Raw genomic sequence first — 21,661 nt, forward strand, 5'->3', positions numbered from 1 at the left:
CTACCGAAGCGGCAGGCGATGTTGTCCCGGACCGAATCGATTGGTACATGATTACGAGAGAGACCATTGCCGGGCAGTCCCACCCCTTCGTTGCTGTTCACGATCAATCGCTCCAATAGCAATTGCGGTGCGCGGCCCCTCCGATCGACTGGATCATGTGGGTCGCCTTTTATTGCCCTATCGGCACAGGTTGCGCCGATGCGGTCGGTTCGACAGTACAAGTGAGGCCGTCTCGAGGAGGACGTGTGGATTCAGTCGTTCGATTCAAACGCCATTTACGAGCCGAGTCTGTGCCGGGTGATGCCGTCTATCTCTTTTCCGAGAGTGCACGACAGATCAGACTCGACGGTGCGTTGATCGAGCGGCTCATGCCATTGTTGGACGGGGGCCGGAGCCGGTCCGACATCGTAGCCGCGCTGGCGGGCGAGTTCGGTGGCGACCGCGTCGGTTCGACGTTGACTCGGCTCGCCGAAGCGGGATTGGTTGTCGAGTGCGACCCGGGGGTGGATTCACGGGCAGGCGGTTATTGGGAACTGTGCGGCCTGGAAGGAGACGCCGCGGTCGCCGGTTTGGCGAGTCGGGTAGTCGATGTGAGGTGTGTCGGTGACGTGGATGGGGCAGGGTTCGATGCTGCCGCCGCAGCGCTCGGTATGCGGGTCGATGCGGGGGATCCCGATCTGCGGGTAGTTCTCACCGACGATTATCTGCGCGGGGATCTGGCCGAGATCAACCGCGGCAGGCTCGACGATGGCGGCGCGTGGATGCTGGTGAAACCGGTAGGGAGCGTGGTGTGGATCGGGCCGGTATTCGAGCCGGGTCGCACCGGGTGCTGGCAGTGCATGTCGACGTATCTCGAGACCCATCAGATTTTGCGAAGGTACCTGCGGCAACGGTCCGGCGCAGGCGAACCGCCTGTCGTATCCGTGGCGGATCTGCCCGCGACCCGCCGGATGGCTGCGGAGATGGCCGCGCTGCACGCCGCGAAGTGGCTCGCCGGGTTCAACCCCGGCGAGCCGGGTGCCGGCGAATCGGTTCCGGCGGGTCCCGAGATCTTCACCCTCAATACCGCGCGGTGGCACGGGCAGCGGCATGTACTGCACAAGCGTCCGCAGTGCCCGGCGTGCGGTGATCCGGAAATCCAGCAGCGTCTGCAGCGTGCTCCGGTGCGGCTGGGCAGCAGGCTCAAGGTGGTCACGTCCGATGGCGGGCATCGCGCATCGACTCCGGAGACGCTGCTATCCGACTACGAGTCGATGATCAGCCCGATCACCGGTCCGGTGCCGCACCTGACGCCTACTTCCCCCGCCGAGGGCCTGCACACCTATCTCGCGGGAGCCAATATGGCCGTCGCGATGGCCGATGTCGGCGCTCTGCGGGCGGGCCTGCGCCAATCCGCGGGCGGCAAGGGAATGACCGACGTGCAGGCCAAGGCCTCCGCGCTGGCCGAGGCGATCGAGCGCTACAGCGGTGTGTACCGGGGCGACGAGGCCACGATCTCCGCGACCATGTCGGAGTTGGGCGACGCGGCGATCCATCCGAACGCCTTGCAACTCTTCAGTGACCGGCAGTTCGCCGACCGTGCCGCCTGGAATGCGAAACAGTTGCGCAACCAGCATGTCTGCGATCCGTTCGACCCCGCGCGACGCACCGAGTGGACCCCGGTGTGGTCGCTGAGCCGCGATACCACCCGGCACCTGCCCACCGCGGCCCTGTTCTACGGTTACCCGCTACCGTGCGGCGGCTGGTTCGCCGCCGCCGATTCGAATGGCAATGCGGCGGGTAGCTGTGTGGAAGATGCTGTGTTACAAGGGTTCTTGGAGCTGGTCGAGCGCGACAGCGTGGCCGTGTGGTGGTACAACATGGTGCGCAGGCCGGGAATCGACCTGGCGAGCTTCGACGAACCGTACTTCCAGCGCTGGCAGCAGCGGTACCGGTCCATCGGCCGGGAGACCTGGGCGCTCGACGTCACCACCGATCTGGGAATCCCCACCGTGGTCGCGGTGTCCCGCCGCGTCGACCAGCCACAGGAGGACCTCGTCTTCGCGTTCGGCGCACACTTCGACGTCAAGATCGCGATCTCGCGCGCCCTCACCGAGATGAATCAATTCCTGAATCTGTACACGGCCGCGACCGGAGAGCTCCAGCATTGGTTGCGCAGCGCCACGGTCGGCAATCAGCCCTACCTGCTGTCCGCCGAAGACCAACCGCTGCGCGTTGCCGCCGATTACCGCGACCCCACCACCGACGACCTCGCCGAGGACATCGCGCTGGCACAGCGCATCGTCGAGAACGCGGGAATGGAACTGCTCGTCCTCGATCAGACCCGGCCCGATATCGGGCTTCCGGTGGTCAAAGTAATCGTTCCCGGCATGCGGCACTTCTGGACCCGCTACGCACCGGGCAGGCTCTACGATGTTCCGGTTCGGTTGGGATGGTTGTCCGAGCCGACGCCGGAGACCGAATTGAACCCCATCGGGATGTTCCTGTGAACCAATATCATTGCCGTGTAGCAATATTCGTCCACGACCTCCGCATTTCTCGAGACATCGACGAGCCGCCCGCTCATCCCACCTAGGTTCGGTCCTCGCTGAGCTGTTGGGCCGAACCGCCGCGCTCGGCCATCGACTGACGATGCGCGTCAATCGGATCGGCGGATCGCGGACGGGATCCGGCGCTGACGGCGAGCAGTACCAGGGCGATCAGTTCGAAGCCCGCGCCTGCGAAGGGAAGGGCGGCGAGCGCTCCCAGATCGGTGAGTAGACCGCCGACGACGGCCGCGATTGTCTGGCCGAGATATACGGCGCTGTTGTTGAGTGCCAACAACATATCCGCGTGTTTGCCGCCGATGCCGATCAGGCGGTGCTGAATCAGCGGGAAGCTCACCCAGTGCACCAGGCCCCACACCGCGACACCGATCGCGGCGCCGGGCGTCGACCGGAACGCGATGCCGAGCGCGGCCAGGACGAGGATCAGCAGACCGATCGAGCAGGCGAGTCCCGCAGTGGGATTCACCCGATCGGCCAGTCGGCCGCCACCGAGGACGCCGGCGAAACTGCCGATCCCGAACAGCAACAGCAGCCAGGGACGGTCGCCTAGGGCGACATGGGTGACGCTGTCGAATATCGAACCGAGGTAGGTGTAGGTCACGAAGGTGCCGACCACCCAGAGCATCGTGATCGTCAACGCCGTCGGCGCGCGGCGAATCCGTATGGCGGACACTCGTTCTCGCAGACCGATGCCTGTTGTTCCGGGAAGTGCGGGAAGGCTGACGACCAAGCCGATACCGGTGGCGACGGCCAGTGCGGCGACGAATCCGAAGGCCCACCGCCACGACAGTGCGTTGCCGATCGCGTCGCCGATCGGAACACCCAGCGCTATCGCGGAAGTCATGCCCGCGTACACGATCGCCAGTGCCCGGCCGCGCCGCTCGGGTGCGGTGATGCGCGCTGCCGTGCCCGAGGCGGTCACGGCGTACAGCGCCGCACCGAGACCCGCGACGAACCGGCTGACCAGCAGTATCGAATAGTCGGGGGCCACCGCTGAAAGCACGTTGCCCGCCGCGAATACCGCCAGCACCGCGCCCAGCAGTAGCCGCCGGTCCAGACGGGCCGTGAGGCCGGTGAGGATCGGTGATGCGACGGCATAGGTGATCGCGAAGACGGTCACCGTCTGGCCTGCCGCCGACATGGACAGCCCCAGATCGTGCCCGAGCGCGGGCAGCAGCCCGGACACGATGAACAGATCGGTGCCGATCGCGAACATGCCCAGGGCGAGCAGCCAGGTTCGGATGGTGGCCGAGCGCGCCTCGGCGGTCGTGTGCTGCGACATCTGCACTCTCCTCAAACTAACCAGTCATATGGTTACTCGGTCGGTAACCTATCATCTGGTTATGGACGCGGAAGAGGTGCGGGACTGGGTCTGGTACGGCGGTCGGGTGTCGGTCGACTTCGTCAACACCCGGCGCGATCGCTATGCGGGCGGCCGGGAGCTGCTGGAACACCCGTCGGACCTCGACGCGTGGTTCACAACTGCCCAATTGATCCCGTGCCGAGCCGAAGTAGCCGAGGAACTACTGCGCGAGGCACGACAGCTTCGCGAGGCCATCGACGCCGGAATACGTTCCGTCGTCGGCTCGGAACCGTTCGACGCCGGAGCTCGCGACGTGATCAACAACTGGCTTGCTCGAGCGAACCATCCACCACGACTGGAATTGTCCGATGGACTACCGATACTGCGGATGGACGACGCACCCACCGACGCGACCGGCGCGCTGTACCGAATCGCACTCGACGCCGCCCAACTCCTCGGCAGCGACACCCGCTCCCGAATCCGCATTTGCGCCGGAGCCGAATGCAGCGGCCGATTCGTCGACCTCTCGGTAGCGGGCCGCCGCCGCTGGTGCCGAATGTCGGTCTGCGGCAACCGGGCCAAGGCCGCACAGCACCGCAGGTCGGCCCGTTCCCAACATTGATCGCCGCATCGTCGCGAGGCAGGAAGAACAGCCAATCCGCGACGAGTGCCGCGAGAACAAAGACGACAAACGCAGCCGCGGTCGAAAGTCATTTCCTGGCACGGAGTTCGGTCGCCGGAGTTCTACATCATGCGACTTCGTGAACAGTTTGTGGCTGCTCGCAGGCCGGCCGGGTCGACTTCCACAAGAAACCCTCTTCAAAGTCGCGGCAGACCAACCCACACAGAGGCACAAGCCCCCACCTCGGCGGTCGGCCTCAAATCGCGAACTCCACCGAAGTCCCGTTGTGAACAGCGAAATATGCTGCGCCACAATATCCTCCATTTGCGACAGTAGCCGCCCCGGGCGCTTCCGGTGATTTGAAAAATACGTATCCAACCTGATCGGAACACATGCTAGGGTTGCCCACGTACACGCGGGGCACAGTTTGTTTCATCGGCGAAAAATTCCACTACCTGTATGGAAGAGGAAGAGTCATGGAGCAGAACAAGGTACGCACGAGCGACCGTCGCGCCGAGAATGTGGAATCGTACGAGCCGCCACTGCTGGTCGATGCGGGCGAATTCACCGAGCGGACTCGTGGCGGTACGGACAAGTACCGAGAAGCCTCCATCGGACGCTTCCTTTAACTCGTGTCGTGGTTCGCGGCACTTCCGGATAATGCGGCGGGTCGAGATATGGTGGCCCGCTTTCCCGACAGTGCGCGGCGGATCGCCGCGCACGGTTCCGGCCTGCCCTGGTTGATCGGCTCGCTGCCCCCGGAACAGTGCACGATCGTCGAATCCGGATCCGCGCGGCTGGCAGTGCTCGGATACTGCCCGAGCACCGCTGTCGCGCTCGCCGAGCAGTTGGTCCGGATCCGAGGGTTGGCCGATCTGGATGCGCTCGCGGGTGCGCTGCGGGGCAGTTGTCATCTGGTGCTGTCGCTGGATGGGAATACCAGGGTGCAGGGCACGGTATCGGGTTTGCGGCGGGTGTTCTACGCGCGGTGCGCGGGCCGTGTCGTCGCGGCCGATCGCGCGGACGTACTGGCCGGGGCGACCTCGGCGGAACCCGACGAACTGTGGCTCACCGCCGCGGTCCTCGGACCGGATCTTCCGCATCCGCTCGCCGACCGGACCGCATGGCGCGGGATCGAAGCGGTGCCCGCCGATTCCGCGCTGCACCTGGACGCCCGCGGGCAGGCGCGACTGCGGCGCTGGTGGACGCCGCCGGAGCCGACGCTGTCCTCGGCCGACGGCGCGCAGGCACTGCGCACGGAACTGCGGGATGCGGTGGCGGCCCGAACGCGGCGCGCATCCGCCCCGGTGGGATGCGATCTGTCCGGCGGTATGGACTCGACCGCGCTGTGTTTCCTCGCCTCGCGCGGCGATCCGGTGGCCGTCACCGTGCACTACCGCGATATCGCCAACGACGATGCCCACTGGGCCGATCTGGCCGCCACCGCGCTGCCCGACCTACAGCGTCTGATAGTCGAATCCGAATCTGTACCAAGACATTTCACCGGTATCGCCGGGGAGCATCCGCCCACCGACGCCCCATCACCGCTGGTGCGGGGTCGGGCTGTCCTCGGTATGAGCGCCGACCTGTACGCCCGGCGCGGCGTGCGAACGCATCTGGCCGGGCACGGTGGTGACGAGGTCGTCGGGGCGCCGGTCGGATACCTGCACGAACTCGTTCGCCGCAGTCCACGCACCGCGCTCGACCACCTGCGCGGCCATCGGGCGCGGCACCGTTGGACGCTGCCGCAGATCGTGCGCGGACTGTCGGACCGACGCTCCTACGCCCAATGGCTGCGCGACGAGGCCGACCTTTTGACCGCGCCGGAGCAGGCGAGTCGGCTGTTCGGTTGGGGTGTCCCACTGCGCCTGCCGCCTTGGGTCACCCTGCACGGAACACAATCGGTGGCCGCGATGCTGCGTGCCTGCGCCGACCACGCCGCACCCCTGGCATCGACTCGCGGCAACCACTGGGCACTGCACCGAATCCAGGCCGCCGGGCGGCTGTACCGGTTGATGCTCCAGGAGATCCAATACCCGATCACACATCTGCCATTTCTGGACGACCGCGTTCTCGAGGTCTGCCTCGCGGTGCGACCGGCCGACCGGGGAACACCGTGGCGCTACAAACCGCTGCTGGCCGAGGCGATGCGCGGCATCGTGCCCGATCCGATGCTGAACCGCACCACGAAAGCCGGCACGGACAGCGACTTCTACGAGGGTCTGCGCGCGAATCGAAGCGAAGTGATCGACCTCGTCGAGACCGCACCACTGGCCGGGCAGGGACTCATCGATCCCATTGCCCTGCGCAACGCCGTCCTCGCCCCCAATCACCGCTGGTCCCCGGCATTGGAGGACACCCTCATCTGCCTCGGTTGGCGACCACGAATCCCGATCACCACAACACCGTGAGGAGCACCGTGTCCTACCGACTGAACCCCCGCGTATGCGCGACCGACACCGACACCGGAATGGTGTTGCTGGACAAACGTTCCGGTCGCTATTTCGAACTCAATGCGGCAGGCAGGCTGGTGCTGCGGATCCTGCTCGACGGTCGAGGCCCACGACAGGCCGCGCAAGCTCTGGTCGCGGGGACGTCGGTGCCCGCGGCGGATGCCGACCGCGACGTCGTCGCCTTCCTGGACACCCTGCGCTCGCGCGGGCTGGTGATCCAGCCGTGAGCGTGCCGATGTCCGTCACCGCCGCACCCCCACTGCCCTGGTGGCAGCGACCACCCATCCTCCTCGCGGTCACTCTCGCCCAACTGCTCGCCCACCGGCCCCCGGAACGAATCCGCGCTACCCTGTCATCCCTGCGGCGCGGGGCGCGCCCCGCCACCTACGCCCAAGCCCAGCAGGCCCGCAATCAGGTGCTCGCCGCCAGCATCCACTGCGCCGGAGAAGGCTGCCTGCAACGCTCGGTGGCCACCGCACTGCTCTGCCGCTTGCGCGGCCACTGGCCCACCTGGTGCGTCGGCGTCCGCACCCAACCCTTCGGCGCCCACGCCTGGGTTGAAGCGGAAGGCCGCGCCGTCGATGAACCCCACCCCGACGACTACTATCGGCCGATAATCACCGTGCGGTGATCAGGTCGAAATCGCCTGCATAGCAACACTAATCGCCGATCCGGGAAGGTAGCCTCGGCCAACCATGATGGCTGGATGGCGAGATCACCAAGCCGGGCGCCATCGGCGGACCGGCGTGTAGGCAGGGCAGGTCGACTACCAGGCCGGCCGTTGATCGCGCTCAGCTTCCGGAGTCTGCTGGATCCGGTCACGGCCCGAGCCGTCGGTCCGTACCAGTACGCCGGGGTCGGGAGGGAATTCTTCGGTCAGTGGAGCCGGCATGTGGTACCGCCGCGTATGTGGAAGCGCGACTTCGACAAGCTTCCCGTCCTCGAACATCCACAGGCCGAAGCAATCGTCCTCCTCGTCGTGAATCAACACCTGGACGCTGTCCGGGCGGGGCCATGAGAGAGACTCGAGATGCGCGAAAAGCCCTGTTCGAGTCCGCATCCGGTCGAATTCGGTGGCCCATCCGATGCCGAAGGAACCAGGCCACTGGCTCTCGATCGGTACGAACCGGCCTCGTCAACTCCGGTTTTCATCGTCGCGGGTCAGCGGCTGCATGACCTCGTCCGCGTGCAACGCCAACACGATCACCTCTGCGATTCTGCTCATGACCGCGAATCAGAGCACGTGCCGATTTGCCGATCAACCGAATTCATAAGCGGCAACCAGACGGGCCGCAGGATGCGGATTCGCTTGTGGGAAAGGGTCAGCGGGTGTGCCAGCCTGCTGGGTCTACGCCACCGGGGATGGGGGCGGTGGGTGGGTAGGGTTCGCGGGTGAAGATGTAGCTGACGAGTTCGAGGTGGTCGGCGGAGCCGTTCGGGGTGCGGACGATGCGCAGGCGTTCGCCTGCGTAGTAGCCGTCGAGTCCGATCCAGGTGTCGGCCGATTCGGGGCGGAAGCGGGAGGTGCGGCCGCCGTGGGCGAGGGCTTTCAGTTCGAGGTTGCCGTCGGCGCGCAGGTGCAGGGCGATGGAGGCGGTGCCCCAGTACCAGGCGCCGGTGAGGGCGAGCAGGGACGGGTCGAATGCGGTGGCGGGCAACCATTCCTCGGGGAGGACGGGTTCGTGTTCGGCGAGGAGGTCGAGCATGCCGAGATCGAGTTGGCCTCGGATACCGCCGTAGGTGGTGTTGGACAGGAACAGCACGCCGGTGTTGTCGGCCGGGTCGGCCCAGACGGTGGCGATGAATCCGGGCATGGCGCCGCCGTGGCCGATCAGCTCGCGGCCGTTGTGGCGGCGCAGTTGAACGCCGAGACCGTGGCCGTCGGTCCAGGTCTCGTCGTCGACGACGGTGGCGGGTTGACGCATCTCCTCCCAGGTGTCCTTGGACAGCACCGGGTCGGTGTCGCCGCCGAGGAAGATCGCCCAGCGCGCCAAATCGTCCGCGGTGGACCAGAGTTGACCGGCCGCACCCATCGCGCCGTGATCGTGCGCAGGCTCGGGCAGGGTGACATCCGCCCACGGGTGCACCGCCCATCCGGTGGCGTGCGGGGCGACGGGGGCGGGGGTGGTGCGGTCCATGCCGAGCGGGGCGAGCACCTCGGCTCGCACCGCGTCGTACCAGTCGCGTCCGCGCAGCCTGGCGACCAGTTCGCCGAGCGCCGCGTAGCCGACATTGCTGTAGTGGTATCGGCGGCCCGCGGGCAGAACCGTGGCCGCGCCTTCGAGTTCGGTGTTCAACTCGGCCCAATCACCGCCCTCGGTGCGCTCCCACCAGTCGCCGGGTGATTCGGCGCGCACCCCTGCGGTATGCGAAAGCAGTTGCGCGATGGTGCGATTCCCCATCGCCGCACCGGGCACGTGCCGGTCGAGCGGGTCGGACAGATCCAGCTTGCCCTCGTCGCGCAACCGCAGCACGAGCACGCCCACCATGGTTTTGGTGATCGATCCGATGCGATATTGGGTGTCGGTGGTCGGCGCCGACCCGTCGACGCGGCCGCGCGCATCCCACCAGGCGGGTTTACCGGCACGGACCACGGCGGCGAGCAGTGAAGGCACCCGATAGTGCGACTGTTCCACCGCGAGTCGATGGGTCAATGCCCGCGCTGTCGTCGGCAGCAGCCCCTGGATCCACTGTGTCGCCATCACGCGAGCCTGGCACGCGGCGGCGGCGATGTCCATCGATTCGCGGGAAGGATCAGCGGGCCGCGCCGACTTCACTGTCCGGGCGGAGGAATTCGGGGAGGGCGAAGCAGGCGCGAAGGATGGTGTCGTTGAGATATTTCGTCGGCTTGTCGAATGGGTGCGCGGGGAGGGCCTGGTACCGCTTGGAGCCCAGCGCGAAGCTCCAGAAGCCACCCGGATAGGTGGGGACGGTGGCGAGGTATGGGCGGACGATCGGGAACAGATCGCGCAATTGATCGACGGTTTGCCGCATTACCGCACGATGAAACAGCGGTGATTGACTTTGACATACCACGAGGCCGTCTTCTTTCAATGCTGCCCGAATATCCCGATGGAATTCGTACTCGAACAGTCGGGTGGCAGGTCCGACGGGATCGGAGGAGTCGACGATAATGACGTCGTAGTAATTCTTCTTGGTCTTCATGAACTCGATGCCATCGTCGTAGACGAAATTGACACGTGGGTCGTCCAGATTCTCCGAGACGGCGGGCAGATACTCCTTGCAGACCTTGACCACCAACTCGTCGATCTCCACCATGTCGATCGCATCGACCCCGTGATATCTGGTCGACTCGCGGGCCGCCCCGCAGTCACCCCCGCCGACCACCAGGACACGCTGCGGATTCGGATGGATCGACAGCGGTACGTGGGTGATCATCTCGTTGTAGATGTGACCGTCCAGGGAGGTGGTCTGCACGACGCCGTCGAGCACCAGCATCCGTCCGAAATCGTGGGAATCCAGGATCATCACGTGCTGGAAATCCGAGGATTCGGCGAAGACGACTTCCTTGATGCGATAGGAGATCTTCATATTCTCCCGCTCGTCCTCCACGAGCCACAGTTCGCCATCGATGCGTTCTAGGAAATTTGGGGGTTCGTTCACGATGAGTTCCACGCTCCTTCGGTGATCCGACACCATCGATAGTATTCGGGGACCGGAATGGGCAATGGCGCTCGGCGTGGCGCGAACGGTGGTTGCCCACAGTTGACCGAGGATTGCGCCACACGCGCCCGAATCGGTGATCTTCGCGAAAGGCGAGCGGGGCGAGCAGGCAGAGGCCGAGGCACACATACCCGCGCGCCACCGGGTCGAAATGATTGCGGCACACCGATTGACCTGTCAGGTTGTACGGCGAGTCAATGGCCGCCGCCCGCTCGTAGGGGGTCCACCGCGGCACCGCCTCCGGCCCCGTCGCTCGGGAAGGAATCTGTCCGATTCGAATACTGGTCGGCGACCACCGAAAAGCCGCATAGTCCGTGCCGGAACTGCCGGAACTATCTGGAGGACGCGGTGAGTGAGGTGCAACCCGAGTCGACGCGGATCGGCGCGGACTGGTGGAGTGTGATCATCGGCGGCGTCGTGACCCTGCTGGCGATATTCGACGCGCTGCCGCGGATTCCGTGGTGACGCGATGAGTATCGCTGTAGCACAGGACAAGTCGCGAGTCGGCGGGGTCGCCGCCTATATTCCCGGAATACTGCTGCTGATCGCGGTCGGCGCACTCGGCAAGTACGCCCAGATCTGGTGGAACGCGCTGGCGAAACAGCAGCACTGGACCGTGCCCGATATCGAATACGTGCTGTGGGCCATCCTGATCGGCGTGGTCATCACCAATACCGTTGGGCTGCCTCCGATCTTCCGCCCCGGCGTCGGCACCTACGAGTTCTGGCTCAAGATCGGCATTGTCGCGCTGGGCTCGCGCTTCGTCCTCGGCGATGTGGCGAAACTGGGCGGCGCGAGCTTCGTGCAGATCCTGGTGGATATGACGGTGGCGGGCGCGATCATCCTGACGGTGGCGCGGGCGCTGGGACTTTCGGGCAAACTCGGATCGCTGCTGGCCATCGGCACCTCGATCTGCGGCGTCTCGGCCATTATCGCGGGCAAGGGCGCGATCAGGGCCCGCGACTCCGAGGTCGGCTACGCCATCGCCGCGATTCTCGCGCTCGGCGCGGTCGCGCTGTTCGCATTGCCGCCGCTCGGACACGCGATCGGGTTGAGCGATCACGAATTCGGGCTCTGGGCCGGACTCGCGGTGGACAATACGGCCGAGACCACCGCCACCGGATACCTGTTCTCCGATTCCGCCGGTAAGACAGCGGTTCTGGTGAAGTCGACCCGCAACGCGCTGATCGGCTTCGTGGTCCTCGGCTTCGCCGCCTACTGGGCCGCACGCGGCGAAGCCGATGCCATCGCCCCCGGACTGCGGGCCAAGGCAGGCTTCGTGTGGGCGAAATTCCCCAAGTTCGTGCTGGGCTTCCTCGCCGTGTCGGCCATCGCGACCTTCGGGTGGCTGACCAAACAGCAGACGGCCAATCTCGCCAATGTCTCCAAGTGGGCCTTCCTGCTCACCTTCGCCGGGGTCGGACTCAATACCGATCTGCGGGAGTTGGCGCGCACCGGGTGGCGACCGCTGGTGGTGGCGGTGATCGGGCTGGTGACCGTGGCGGTGGTATCGCTCGGATTGGTGCTGTTCACCTCGCGGGTGCTGCACTGGGGGGCACCGGGCTAGCGTTGTTCCGCAGTGCCGCAACAACTTCCGATGCGGCGGCGCGCAGCAGTTCGGCATAGTCGTCGAGATCCGGGATCGTCGCGGCATCGGCGTGCATCGAAAGGGTCACCGTCTCCCCCAGCCCGTGCACTCCGTGCGTCAACCGCATGACCGAGCCGATGGCCGGAAATCCCGCAGTGAACACCACCGCGCCCCCGCCGAAGGACAAATCCGCACCGCCTCGCCGGACGCTGGAGACAACCGTATGTCCCGCGATACTCTCCGGCACCGTATCGAGCCGATAGCGCGCGATCTCGCGAAAGCGCAGCGGCGCCGGGACCACGGCCACGACCCGATCCTGCGCGTCGAGCAGCGGATGCGCCGCCCGAATGCGCCGCAGCCGCACCTGTTCCGCGATCCGCGCCGCACGCACACCGATATCCGGCTCCGTTATGCACAGATCGATACCGAGGCTTCGATAGCTGTTGCGCTCCAATGACTTCGGCGGAAGCGCTATCGGCACATGTGCCCCCAGTCGCCGCACCGACTGCCCGCGCCGTTCGAGATAGTGCGACAGAGCGCCGGAAATCGCCGTCAATGCCACGACAGTCACCGTCATATCGGGTACCCGCAACTCCGATGCACGGAACACGATCATCCGCACCAGATGTCTCGTATCTCCAGGTGCGGAACCACCTTCGGTCGATGCCGCGGCGATCGAACCGCCCGCCGGCGCAGATTCGGAACACTCCGCCGGCGAGCCCGATTCCGACTCCACGCCTGTCTCGGCAATCGAATGCCCGGCCTCGAGTGAGTCTCGCACAGCGGGACGGTCCCGCTCCCCAACCGATGTGGCCGGTGCGTCTCCGCGGGCCGAACGCCCCGGTCGATTCAACACGCACGGGGGATACTCCGGCCCCGCCGCAGGAATTCCACCGGATGCCGTGAGCTCGGCCAACTTTCGCCGGGCGCGATACGCGGACACGCCGCGCACAAGTGTCTGCCCGATCCGAATCGGCATCGCGAATACGGCCAGGGCTGCGGCTACGAGATCGCGCGCACGATCGGTGGACGGAAACCGGTAGGCATCCCGGACACCTTTTCTCGGCGGATGCGACCAGAACCGATGAGTTCCGGTGCGGCAGTGGGGATCGGGTGCGATCAGTAGCCGGCCCCGACCGCGCGGGCGGGTCGGAAGCCGACCTCCCCCCATCATCGCAGCGGATTGCACCGAGTCCGTCCCGAACAACGCCCGCGCGATCCGCGCCGCCCGCCGCCCATCGGCCAACGCGTGCGATATCTGCAATACCACTATCAGAGCGGGATCCGACCCGCACTCCGGAACCCCCAGCACACCCCGAAAGACGTGTAATCTCCACGCGCACACCGCCGCATCCACCCCCGTCCCGACCAACTCCCCGAGATCGGCGCAGAGAGTCACCCAATCCCACTGCGGCCGTTCATATTCCACAAACTGATCCGACGTTGTCCCGCCGCGCACCCAACGTGGATATCCGAGTTCACCCGGCACCGGCCGCAACCGTAGACCCAGATCCGGAATCGAGGCGGAGCGCCTGGCGATGGTCGCGCGCAATTCCGCACCGGACGCACCGGCATCCCGGAAGCAGTACAGCAGGAATTGATCGTTGCGGATGCGTCGGGACAACCAGTACATGGTCGTGTCCGAGGCCGTCGCGGTCACCATGCCCAGACCCTAGTGGGCACTGTCGACGAGGCCTATCCGGCGCTACGACCGATGTTTCGGTCAAACCCATCGATTCCGCGACACTACCCTGCTACCGTCTGTAGTAGAGGAATATCGCAGTCTCGGGGACGGGGTGCTGCCATGGCAACTCGGTTCGGTCGCATCGCGACGGTGCAGGCCAATGAATTCGACGAGCGGTATCGCGCCGCCGCCTTCCTCAAACGGTCGATCAATAAGGTCTTCCCGACGCACTGGTCATTCCTGCTCGGCGAGATCGCCCTGTACAGCTTCATCATCCTGCTGCTCTCGGGTGTCTACCTGACGCTGTTCTTCGACCCGTCGATGGGCGAGGTGATCTACAACGGCGCGTACCAACCGCTGCGCGGGGTGAGCATGTCGCGCGCCTACGAATCCGCGCTGAACATCTCCTTCGAGGTGCGCGGCGGCCTGTTCGTCCGACAGATACATCATTGGGCCGCACTGCTTTTCGCGGGTTCGATCATCGTGCACCTGTTCCGGGTCTTCTTCACCGGCGCGTTCCGCAAACCCCGCGAGGCCAACTGGGTGATCGGCACGATCCTGCTCATACTGGCCATGTTCGAGGGATATTTCGGCTACTCGCTACCCGACGACCTGCTCTCCGGCACCGGGTTGCGCGCCGCGTTCTCCTCCATCACGCTGGGCGTGCCGATCATCGGCACCTGGGTGCACTGGTTGATCTTCGGTGGCGACTATCCGGGCACCATCATCATTCCGCGGCTGTTCATCGCGCACGTCCTGCTGATTCCCGGCATCATGCTGGCGCTGATCGCGGCGCATGTGGCGCTGGTCTGGTATCAAAAGCACACCCAGTTCCCCGATCCGGGCCGCAGCGAGCGGAATGTGATCGGCGCGCGCATCGTGCCGGTGTTCGCACTGGATCAGGGGGCGTACTTCGCGTTCACGCTCGGCATCGTCGCGATAATGAGCGGGCTGCTGCAGATCAATCCGATCTGGAATATGGGACCGTACAACCCTTCGCAGATCTCCGCGGGCTCCCAGCCGGATTTCTACATGATGTGGACCGACGGCATGATGCGCCTGATCCCGCCCTGGGAGCTGTATATCGGCGGGCATACCGTGCCCGGCCCGGTCTGGGGCGCGCTGACCATGGGCCTGATCTTCACGCTCCTGATCACCTACCCCTGGATCGAACGCAGACTGACCAGGGACTACGCCCGGCACAACCTCCTGCAACGCCCGCGCGACGTACCGGTCCGCACCGCCATCGGCGCGATGGTGCTCGCCTTCTACGGGGTGCTGACGCTGACCTGCGTCAACGACATCATCGCCTACCGGTTCAATGTGTCGCTGAATGCCACGACCTGGGTGGGGCGGATCGGCATTCTGCTGCTCCCGCCGCTGGCCTACTTCATCGCCTACCGGTTCTGCATCGGATTGCAGCGCGCCGATCGCGCGGTACTCGACCACGGTGTGGAAACCGGCCTGATTCGCCGACTGCCCGATGGCGAGTACATCGAGCTGCATCAGCCGCTGGGGCCGGTGGACGAACACCGACATCCGATCCCGCTGGCCTATCAGGGCGCTCCGGTGCCGAAGAAGATGAACAAGCTCGGCCTGGCCGGTAAGCCGGGCACCGGCGCCTTCTTCCGCGCCGATCCGGAGGCCGAGTCCCGGCGCAATCTGGCGCAGGACCACGAGGAGGAACGCAAGCAGTTGGCCGTGCTGCGCCGAGCCCAAGAGAACGGCCGACCCGAGCACTGAGCCGACACCGCCAACCGCGCCGACGCACCCGCCGAGGCAAAGCGAAGGCCCCGAGTCCACAGCGACCCGGGGCCCGCAATTGCCCATTCGGGCACTACCCATACATCAGGCGCGATTGAACTCCCCTGACGAGAATCCGTTTAGGAACGCGTCCCACGCGGCAGGCGCGACTTTCAGCACCGGGCCGAATCCGTTGTCCTTGGTATCGCGAACCGCTACTTTACCGTCGGCGAGAAATGCCACTTCCACGCAGTTCCCATCCGGGCCGGAGTGGCTGCTCTTGCGCCACCGGGCACCGGTCGAATCAATTTTCACGGCACTAGCTCCTTTGCCTGCGTCGAGAACGAGATTTGCTGACATTGTTCGAACTCGCACCGACATCCGGCGGGAACACCGAATGCCGCGTGCGCCTGAAGGTAGCGCGCGGCATTGCCGATGCGTTGTGATCGCTCTGCACTTCGAGATCGCCCTGCATTTCGAGCACTTCGAGAGGTACAACCCCTGCGGGGGGCTAACCCCACGCAGCAGACTAGCAGCTTCGACGAAAGTTTGCCCGACTCTTGTCTATTCAACCATCGAAACTGCCAACGTTGCGAAGACAAAATGTTGCGGAGACATTGCCGGCAACCCAAAGCCATTCCAGATGGCGGTAATTAGCCATGATATCTACCGGTGTGATTGATCCGTGATCCGTCACGGTGCCGGTAGGTTGCCCCGGATGCCGAGCAGCGACCGTCGCGGCGATGGAAGATGGCAGCCATGGTGGAACGTGATCGCGATGACGCAGGCCGCGCCCGAAATGCCCGCCCACGAGACAGATTGGGCCGTCCGCTGCCGCCCGGCAGCCCCGGCGTCACGCGCATACCTGACGATCTGGAACTGGAGCCGCAGCAAACCCTTGCCTTCGCTCAGCAACTACTGACGGATGGGTTGGCATTCAACGCGCACGAGGTATTGGAGGCGGCATGGAAGAGCGGCCCGTTCGCCGAAAGGATGCTGTGGCAGGGACTCGCCCAGTTCGCGGTGGGTATCACGCACATACAGCGCGGCAATCCCAAGGGTGCGCGGACACTACTGACACGTGCGGTCACCCGCTTGTCCGCATATATCCCCGAGGGTGATGTTCCATACCGAATCGATCGCTCGGGATTGATCGCACACGCCGAATCTCTGATCGCCGCACTGGATTCGGACAAAACGATCGATGCGACGGATTTGAGGCCCGTGCTCCGGCTTCCGGACGGGGCCGAACCGTAGCACCGAACCGCGCATACGATGGCCTGCGTGCGGATCATCATCACTCCCCCGGAACGACCCCGTGTCTGAGCGCGGCGCGGGCCGGTTCGCGCCGAGCCCATCCGGGGATCTGCACCTCGGCAACCTGCGCACCGCCATGCTCGCCTGGGCCTACGCCCGCAGCACCGGGCGGCGCTTCCTGCTGCGGGTAGAGGATCTGGACCGGGTCCGGCCCGGCGCCGCCGAACGTCAACTCGCCGATCTGGCCGACCTCGGACTGGACTGGGACGGCCCGGTGGTCCGTCAATCCGAGCGCATCCCGCGCTACGACGCGGCCATCGCCGAACTCACCGCCGCGGGCCGCACCTACGAGTGCTACTGCACGAGAAGAGAAATCCAGCAGGCCGCGACCGCTCCGCACGGACCGCTCGGCCACTACCCCGGCACCTGCCGCGAGCTGACCGAGACCGAACGCGCCGCCCGCCGCGCCGAAGGCCGACCGGCCGCGCTGCGCCTGCGCGTCACCGCCGACGAAGTCGGCCGATCCAACACCGCCGATGAATTCGGCCGATCCGGCACCGCCGACCATGTCGGCCGATCCAACACCGCCGACGAATTCGGCTACTTCACCATCATCGACGACCTGCACGGCCCCTACCGGGGTCCGGTCGACGACGTGGTGCTGCGCCGCGGCGACGGCATCCCCGCCTACAACCTCGCCGTGATCGTCGACGACGCCGCTCAGGGCATCGATCAGGTGGTGCGCGGTGACGATCTGCTCACCTCCACTCCGCGCCAGGCATATCTCGCTACTCTGCTCGGCCTGCCCGCGCCGCATTACGCACATGTGCCACTGGTGCTCAATACGCAGGGAAGACGCCTGGCCAAACGCGACGGCGCGGTAACTATGGCCGACCAGCGCGCACTCGGCGCGACCCCGCAGCGAATATTCGCCGCGCTCGCCGATTCGCTCGGATTTTCGGCAGGCACCCCCGGCGAACTCCTGGAAGAATTCGACTCGGCCCGCCTACCGAAGGATCCATGGATACTCGACGAGAATGGGTTGTTGCAACCGAGCCGATGTCCGTAACGTACGCAATCGACCGATCCACAGATTATTTGGACGAGGACTTGATATGACGAGCGGTGGGTACGACCCCAACCAGAATCCACAGGGCGGCCAGCCGTACGGGCAGCCTTACCCGCAGGGCGGCCAGCCGTATCCGCAGGGGGGCCAGCAGTTCCCGCAGGGTGGCCCGCAGTACGGCCAGCAACCCCAGTACGGCCAGCAACCCCAGTACGGGCAGGACCCCTACGGTCAGCAGCCGCCGCCGCAGTACGGTCAGCCGCAGGACTACGGCCAGCCGCAATACGGCCAGCAGGATCCGTACCAGCAGCCTTACCAGCCCTACAATCAGGGCGGTCCGGCTGCGGGCGGCCAGCCGGGCGACCTGCTGAACCGGTTCCTGGCCCGCCTCATCGACTACGTCATCGCGGGCATCCCCGGCGCGATCATCATGTGGGTGATCACCATGGTTCTCGGTAGCAATCTGGTCGGCAATATCATCGGGGCGATCGTCGTCAATGCCCTGATCACGGCCTACTTCGTGCTCATGGAGACCTCGCAGGGCGCCACGCTGGGCAAGAAGATCCTCGGCATGCGCGTACTGCCGCCCGAGGGCCAGGACAAGATCGACTACGTCACCTCGCTCAAGCGCAATATCTTCGTGGCGACCAACATCATCTACTGCCTGGGCGGGATCGCCTCGTTCGTGCTGATGATCTACGTCGCGGTCACCATCGAGCAGGACCCGAACAAGCAGGGCTGGCACGACAAGCTCGCGGGCGGCACCAGGGTCGTCAAGGGCTGACCCACCGCCGACAAGTAAGGGGCGCATCGAATTTCGATGCGCCCCTTAACTTTTAGGACCCTCAACTATTTGTGGCCGCGACGATGACCACGACGAAATACAGCAGACCGAGCACGATCGCGCCGACACCGATCCAAATGCCCGCCAGCGCCAGACCCCGCCCCTCCTGCCCGGACCGCTTGACCTGACCGAGCGCGATGACGCCGAGAATGATGCCGACGATCGCGCCGATACCGCAGGTGAACACGCCGACCAGGGAGGAGATCAGCGCGCCGATCGCCAGACCATTGGTGCCCAGCGGCTGCTGCGGATAGCCGCCGTAAGGCTGATACTGCGGCGGATAGGCGTAACCCTGCTGCTGCGCATAAGGATTCGGCTGCGCGTACGGATTCGGCTGCGACGGCGGATAACTCGGATAGGCCTGCGGCTGCGGCGGCGGGGTGAGCGGCGGCACGGGCTGTTGCGGATACTGCGGTGCCGACGGGTGGGGCTGCGGTTGCTGCTGCTGGGCGGCACCGGATTCCGGCGAGACTCCCTGTCCGCCGTACTGCTTCCACCACTCGTCGGAATCGCCGGGATTGGTCATTGGCCCAGACTATTCCACCGGACCCGCAGCCGAGCGACATGCGGCTGGAAGCGTGACCACGCAGGCCACCGGGACGGCGCGAATTGAACACTTCCCCGGTACCGCACGCGGGCCGCATCGGCGGGATCAGGCCGAAAACGACTGGTCAGTGCGTCTCGGCGGCCGCACTCCGGCAAGATTGACCCCCGTGAGCGATATAAAAACATCCGCAGAGGTCGACGGGTCTGGACGCCCCGCGGTCGAGCACGCGTCATTCGCGACTTCCGCGGGGGGTTACTACACGCCGGTCGTCGTGGTCTTCACCGCGACACTGATCATCTCGAACATCTGTGCCACCAAGGGCGTTCAGTTCTTCGCCGGGCATTCGATGGCGCTCGGACCCCTGCAAATCCTGCCGATCAACACCGACGGCGCGTTCTTCCTGTTCCCGCTGGCCTACGTGATCGGCGACGTCCTCAGCGAGGTGTACGGATTCCGCGCCACCCGCCGCGCCGTCTATTTCGGATTCGGCTCGCTGCTGCTGATGGTGCTGTGCTTCTGGATCGCCATCGCGCTGCCGCCCGCCGATTTCTACGAGAATCAGGCCGCGTTCCGCAGCGTCGTCGGCACCACCCCGCAACTGGTGCTTGCCGGGCTGGCGGGCTACTTCATCGGCCAATTCCTCAATTCGGTGACGCTGGTGCTGATCAAGGAGCGCACCAAGGAGAAGCACCTGTGGGCTCGGCTGCTCGGGTCGACCGTGGCCGGGGAATTCGGCGATACGCTGGTGTTCTGCTCGATCGCGGCCACGGCCATCGGTATCCACACCTGGCCGGACTTCTTCAACTACCTGATCGTCGGCTTCCTGTGGAAGACGCTGGTGGAGATGATGATCCTGCCCATCAGCTACCGGTGCATCGCCTTCCTCAAGAAGCGCGAGCCCACCTACGGGCCGCGACCCACCTCGGCGTTGCACAGCTGATCGCGCGGCGGTCGGATCAGGGTGTCTTGATCCGACCGTGCCCTAGGAGTCAGCTCGGTCCGGGCGTCTTGATTCGGCTGAGCTAAAGTCCGGGCGCCTTGATTCGTCCCTGCCAACGCCCCATGAACTCGCGCCGGAACTCCTCGAAGTACCCGCCTGCGATACTCTCCCGGATCCGGTCGACCAGCCGGATGGTGAAGCGCTCGTTGTGGATGGTGCACAGCGTGGCGGCCAGCATCTCCTTGGCCTTGAACAGGTGATGCAGATAGGCGCGGGTGTAGTTGGCGCAGGTGTAGCAGTCGCAGGTCTCGTCGATCGGGGTGAAGTCGCGCCGGAAGCGGGCGGTATTGATATTGAAGCGGCCTTCGTCCACGTAGAGGGCGGCGTTGCGGGCGACCCTGGACGGGTTGACGCAGTCGAAGGTGTCCGCGCCATTGGCCACGGCGACGAAAAGATCCTCCGGCTCGCTGATCCCGAGCAGGTGCCGCGGCTTCTCCTCGGGCAGTTCGGCCGAGCACCAGCCCACGATGGTGCCCAGGTTGTGCTTCTCCAGCGCGCCGCCGATACCGTATCCGTCGAATCCGGTGCCCGCCCGGCCCCGGATATCCTCGAGTTCGCGGCAGGCTTTGCGGCGCAGGTCCTCATATTGCGCGCCCTGGATCACCGCGAACAATGCCTGATACGGGCGGTGGCCGCGTTCGACGGTGAGCCGCTCGTGCTCATCGATGCAGCGCTGCGCCCACTCGTGCGTGCGACGCAGCGATCTCTCCTGGTAGCCGCGGGTATTCATGAGTGTGGTCAACTCGTCGAAGGCGAACATGACATCCGCGCCCAACCGGTGCTGAATGCCCATGGACACCTCAGGGGTGAAGCGATGCTTCGATCCGTCCAGGTGCGAACGAAAGGTGACGCCGTCGTCGTCGACGTGGGCCAGCCGCTCCTTACCCGCCGCGACCGCATTGTCGTCGGGGGTGTCGACCGCCTCCATGGCGATGACCTTCTTGAAACCGACCCCAAGCGACATCACCTGGAAGCCACCGCTGTCGGTGAAGGTGGGACCGGGCCAGTTCATGAAACGGCCCAGCCCGCCCGCCTCGTCCACGATGTCCGGGCCGGGTTGCAGGTAGAGGTGGTAGGCGTTGGCCAGCAGCGCCTGCGCCCCGATCTCGCGCATGGTCTCCGGCAGCACCGACTTGACCGTCGCCTTGGTGCCCACCGGGATGAAGGCGGGGGTGGCGATGGTCCCGTGCGGGGTGCGCAGCTCACCCGTGCGGCCGTACTGGCCGTCCAGGCGGGTACCGACGGAGAAAGAGAATTCAGCGGGATCGGACACGACTTCCATCTTCTCGAACGGGGCGAGGTGAGCTTCGCCGCACCCCTGCTC

The 21,661-nt window shown here is 65.5% G+C and carries 19 protein-coding genes; 12 read left to right on the plus strand and 7 right to left on the minus strand.

The window, feature by feature from the left end; all coding sequences use genetic code 11:
* The first annotated feature begins 608 nt into the window (after positions 1-608).
* Positions 609-2,489: a TOMM precursor leader peptide-binding protein gene (locus D5S18_RS07025; protein WP_203236636.1), complete on the plus strand. Its 1,881-nt coding sequence runs from the start codon at positions 609-611 to the stop codon at positions 2,487-2,489.
* Positions 2,490-2,571: 82 nt separating this feature from the next.
* Here the strand turns inward: D5S18_RS07025 and D5S18_RS07030 are convergent, their stop codons facing one another.
* The gene (locus tag D5S18_RS07030) at positions 2,572-3,828 is read right to left on the minus strand and encodes an MFS transporter (RefSeq protein ID WP_120038987.1); all 1,257 of its coding nucleotides are present in this window, start codon (positions 3,826-3,828) and stop codon (positions 2,572-2,574) included.
* A 61-nt stretch (positions 3,829-3,889) separates the two neighbouring features.
* On the opposite strand from D5S18_RS07030, the gene D5S18_RS07035 reads away from it, so the two are divergent.
* The 5 genes from D5S18_RS07035 (at position 3,890) to D5S18_RS07055 (ending at position 7,555) form a co-directional block, all read left to right on the plus strand.
* Positions 3,890-4,471, plus strand: a complete 582-nt coding sequence (locus D5S18_RS07035) for a CGNR zinc finger domain-containing protein (RefSeq protein ID WP_158607813.1) — start codon at positions 3,890-3,892, stop codon at positions 4,469-4,471.
* Positions 4,472-4,947: 476 nt separating this feature from the next.
* Positions 4,948-5,100, plus strand: a complete 153-nt coding sequence (locus D5S18_RS34775) for a lasso RiPP family leader peptide-containing protein (protein ID WP_158607814.1) — start codon at positions 4,948-4,950, stop codon at positions 5,098-5,100.
* Between the two features lie 3 nt (positions 5,101-5,103).
* On the plus strand, positions 5,104-6,882 hold the full coding sequence (locus tag D5S18_RS07045; RefSeq protein WP_120038990.1) for an asparagine synthase-related protein: 1,779 nt from the start codon (positions 5,104-5,106) through the stop codon (positions 6,880-6,882).
* 8 nt (positions 6,883-6,890) lie between these two features.
* The gene (locus D5S18_RS07050; protein ID WP_120039056.1) at positions 6,891-7,151 is read left to right on the plus strand and encodes a lasso peptide biosynthesis PqqD family chaperone; all 261 of its coding nucleotides are present in this window, start codon (positions 6,891-6,893) and stop codon (positions 7,149-7,151) included.
* A complete protein-coding gene (locus tag D5S18_RS07055) occupies positions 7,148-7,555 on the plus strand; it encodes a lasso peptide biosynthesis B2 protein (protein WP_203236637.1) in 408 nt (135 codons plus the stop codon). The genes D5S18_RS07050 and D5S18_RS07055 overlap by 4 nt, the downstream gene beginning before the upstream one ends.
* A gap of 691 nt (positions 7,556-8,246) precedes the next feature.
* Here D5S18_RS07055 and D5S18_RS07065 read toward each other — a convergent pair.
* Both D5S18_RS07065 and speE read right to left on the minus strand, forming a co-directional pair.
* Entirely contained in the window at positions 8,247-9,626 is a 1,380-nt protein-coding gene (locus D5S18_RS07065; protein WP_203236638.1) for a serine hydrolase domain-containing protein, read from the minus strand.
* A 52-nt stretch (positions 9,627-9,678) separates the two neighbouring features.
* Positions 9,679-10,548, minus strand: a complete 870-nt coding sequence (speE, locus tag D5S18_RS07070) for a polyamine aminopropyltransferase (protein ID WP_203236639.1) — start codon at positions 10,546-10,548, stop codon at positions 9,679-9,681.
* Between the two features lie 529 nt (positions 10,549-11,077).
* Here speE and D5S18_RS07080 point away from each other — a divergent pair.
* Positions 11,078-12,175 (plus strand): YeiH family protein, encoded by a 1,098-nt coding sequence (locus tag D5S18_RS07080; protein WP_120038993.1) that lies wholly within the window; start codon positions 11,078-11,080, stop codon positions 12,173-12,175.
* On the opposite strand, the gene D5S18_RS34370 is transcribed toward D5S18_RS07080, so the two are convergent.
* Positions 12,138-12,773, minus strand: a complete 636-nt coding sequence (locus D5S18_RS34370; protein ID WP_158607815.1) for a hypothetical protein — start codon at positions 12,771-12,773, stop codon at positions 12,138-12,140. The genes D5S18_RS07080 and D5S18_RS34370 overlap by 38 nt on opposite strands.
* A 1,227-nt stretch (positions 12,774-14,000) precedes the next feature.
* Between D5S18_RS34370 and qcrB the strand changes: the two genes are divergently transcribed.
* Positions 14,001-15,623 carry a cytochrome bc1 complex cytochrome b subunit gene (gene qcrB, locus D5S18_RS07090; RefSeq protein WP_120038995.1) on the plus strand — a complete coding sequence of 541 codons (1,623 nt, stop codon included), beginning with the start codon at positions 14,001-14,003 and terminating at the stop codon, positions 15,621-15,623.
* A 105-nt stretch (positions 15,624-15,728) separates the two neighbouring features.
* Here qcrB and D5S18_RS07095 read toward each other — a convergent pair whose 3' ends face one another.
* A complete protein-coding gene (locus D5S18_RS07095; RefSeq protein ID WP_239003594.1) occupies positions 15,729-15,983 on the minus strand; it encodes a DUF397 domain-containing protein in 255 nt (84 codons plus the stop codon).
* A 399-nt stretch (positions 15,984-16,382) separates the two neighbouring features.
* Here D5S18_RS07095 and D5S18_RS07100 point away from each other — a divergent pair, with 399 nt between their 5' ends.
* The 3 genes from D5S18_RS07100 (at position 16,383) to D5S18_RS07110 (ending at position 18,730) form a co-directional block, all read left to right on the plus strand.
* A complete protein-coding gene (locus D5S18_RS07100; RefSeq protein ID WP_120038997.1) occupies positions 16,383-16,880 on the plus strand; it encodes a DUF309 domain-containing protein in 498 nt (165 codons plus the stop codon).
* Positions 16,881-16,941: 61 nt separating this feature from the next.
* Positions 16,942-17,949, plus strand: coding sequence for a tRNA glutamyl-Q(34) synthetase GluQRS (gene gluQRS, locus D5S18_RS07105; RefSeq protein ID WP_120038998.1), 1,008 nt, complete (start codon positions 16,942-16,944; stop codon positions 17,947-17,949).
* Between the two features lie 46 nt (positions 17,950-17,995).
* Positions 17,996-18,730: an RDD family protein gene (locus D5S18_RS07110; protein WP_120038999.1), complete on the plus strand. Its 735-nt coding sequence runs from the start codon at positions 17,996-17,998 to the stop codon at positions 18,728-18,730.
* A 61-nt stretch (positions 18,731-18,791) separates the two neighbouring features.
* Here D5S18_RS07110 and D5S18_RS07115 read toward each other — a convergent pair whose 3' ends face one another.
* Positions 18,792-19,316 (minus strand): DUF4190 domain-containing protein, encoded by a 525-nt coding sequence (locus D5S18_RS07115; protein ID WP_120039000.1) that lies wholly within the window; start codon positions 19,314-19,316, stop codon positions 18,792-18,794.
* Between the two features lie 187 nt (positions 19,317-19,503).
* Here D5S18_RS07115 and D5S18_RS07120 point away from each other — a divergent pair, with 187 nt between their 5' ends.
* Positions 19,504-20,277: a queuosine precursor transporter gene (locus D5S18_RS07120; protein WP_239003595.1), complete on the plus strand. Its 774-nt coding sequence runs from the start codon at positions 19,504-19,506 to the stop codon at positions 20,275-20,277.
* Between the two features lie 82 nt (positions 20,278-20,359).
* Here the strand turns inward: D5S18_RS07120 and tgt are convergent, their stop codons facing one another.
* Positions 20,360-21,610: a tRNA guanosine(34) transglycosylase Tgt gene (gene tgt, locus D5S18_RS07125; protein WP_439651091.1), complete on the minus strand. Its 1,251-nt coding sequence runs from the start codon at positions 21,608-21,610 to the stop codon at positions 20,360-20,362.
* Positions 21,611-21,661 lie beyond the last annotated feature (51 nt).

The sequence above is a fragment of the Nocardia panacis genome, from assembly GCF_003598715.1.
GTDB classification, from domain to species: domain Bacteria; phylum Actinomycetota; class Actinomycetes; order Mycobacteriales; family Mycobacteriaceae; genus Nocardia; species Nocardia panacis.

What these genes read in the sequence shown, in the direction of transcription:
- D5S18_RS07110 (WP_120038999.1), top strand. Translation starts at nt 17,996, where the DNA reads ATGACGAGCGGTGGGTACGACCCCAACCAGAATCCACAGGGCGGCCAG.
- D5S18_RS07115 (WP_120039000.1), bottom strand. Translation starts at nt 19,316, where the DNA reads ATGACCAATCCCGGCGATTCCGACGAGTGGTGGAAGCAGTACGGCGGA.
- D5S18_RS07080 (WP_120038993.1), top strand. Translation starts at nt 11,078, where the DNA reads ATGAGTATCGCTGTAGCACAGGACAAGTCGCGAGTCGGCGGGGTCGCC.
- D5S18_RS07100 (WP_120038997.1), top strand. Translation starts at nt 16,383, where the DNA reads ATGGTGGAACGTGATCGCGATGACGCAGGCCGCGCCCGAAATGCCCGC.
- D5S18_RS07065 (WP_203236638.1), bottom strand. Translation starts at nt 9,626, where the DNA reads ATGGCGACACAGTGGATCCAGGGGCTGCTGCCGACGACAGCGCGGGCA.
- qcrB (WP_120038995.1), top strand. Translation starts at nt 14,001, where the DNA reads ATGGCAACTCGGTTCGGTCGCATCGCGACGGTGCAGGCCAATGAATTC.
- D5S18_RS34775 (WP_158607814.1), top strand. Translation starts at nt 4,948, where the DNA reads ATGGAGCAGAACAAGGTACGCACGAGCGACCGTCGCGCCGAGAATGTG.
- D5S18_RS07030 (WP_120038987.1), bottom strand. Translation starts at nt 3,828, where the DNA reads ATGTCGCAGCACACGACCGCCGAGGCGCGCTCGGCCACCATCCGAACC.
- D5S18_RS07095 (WP_239003594.1), bottom strand. Translation starts at nt 15,983, where the DNA reads ATGTCAGCAAATCTCGTTCTCGACGCAGGCAAAGGAGCTAGTGCCGTG.
- D5S18_RS07035 (WP_158607813.1), top strand. Translation starts at nt 3,890, where the DNA reads ATGGACGCGGAAGAGGTGCGGGACTGGGTCTGGTACGGCGGTCGGGTG.
- D5S18_RS34370 (WP_158607815.1), bottom strand. Translation starts at nt 12,773, where the DNA reads ATGACGGTGACTGTCGTGGCATTGACGGCGATTTCCGGCGCTCTGTCG.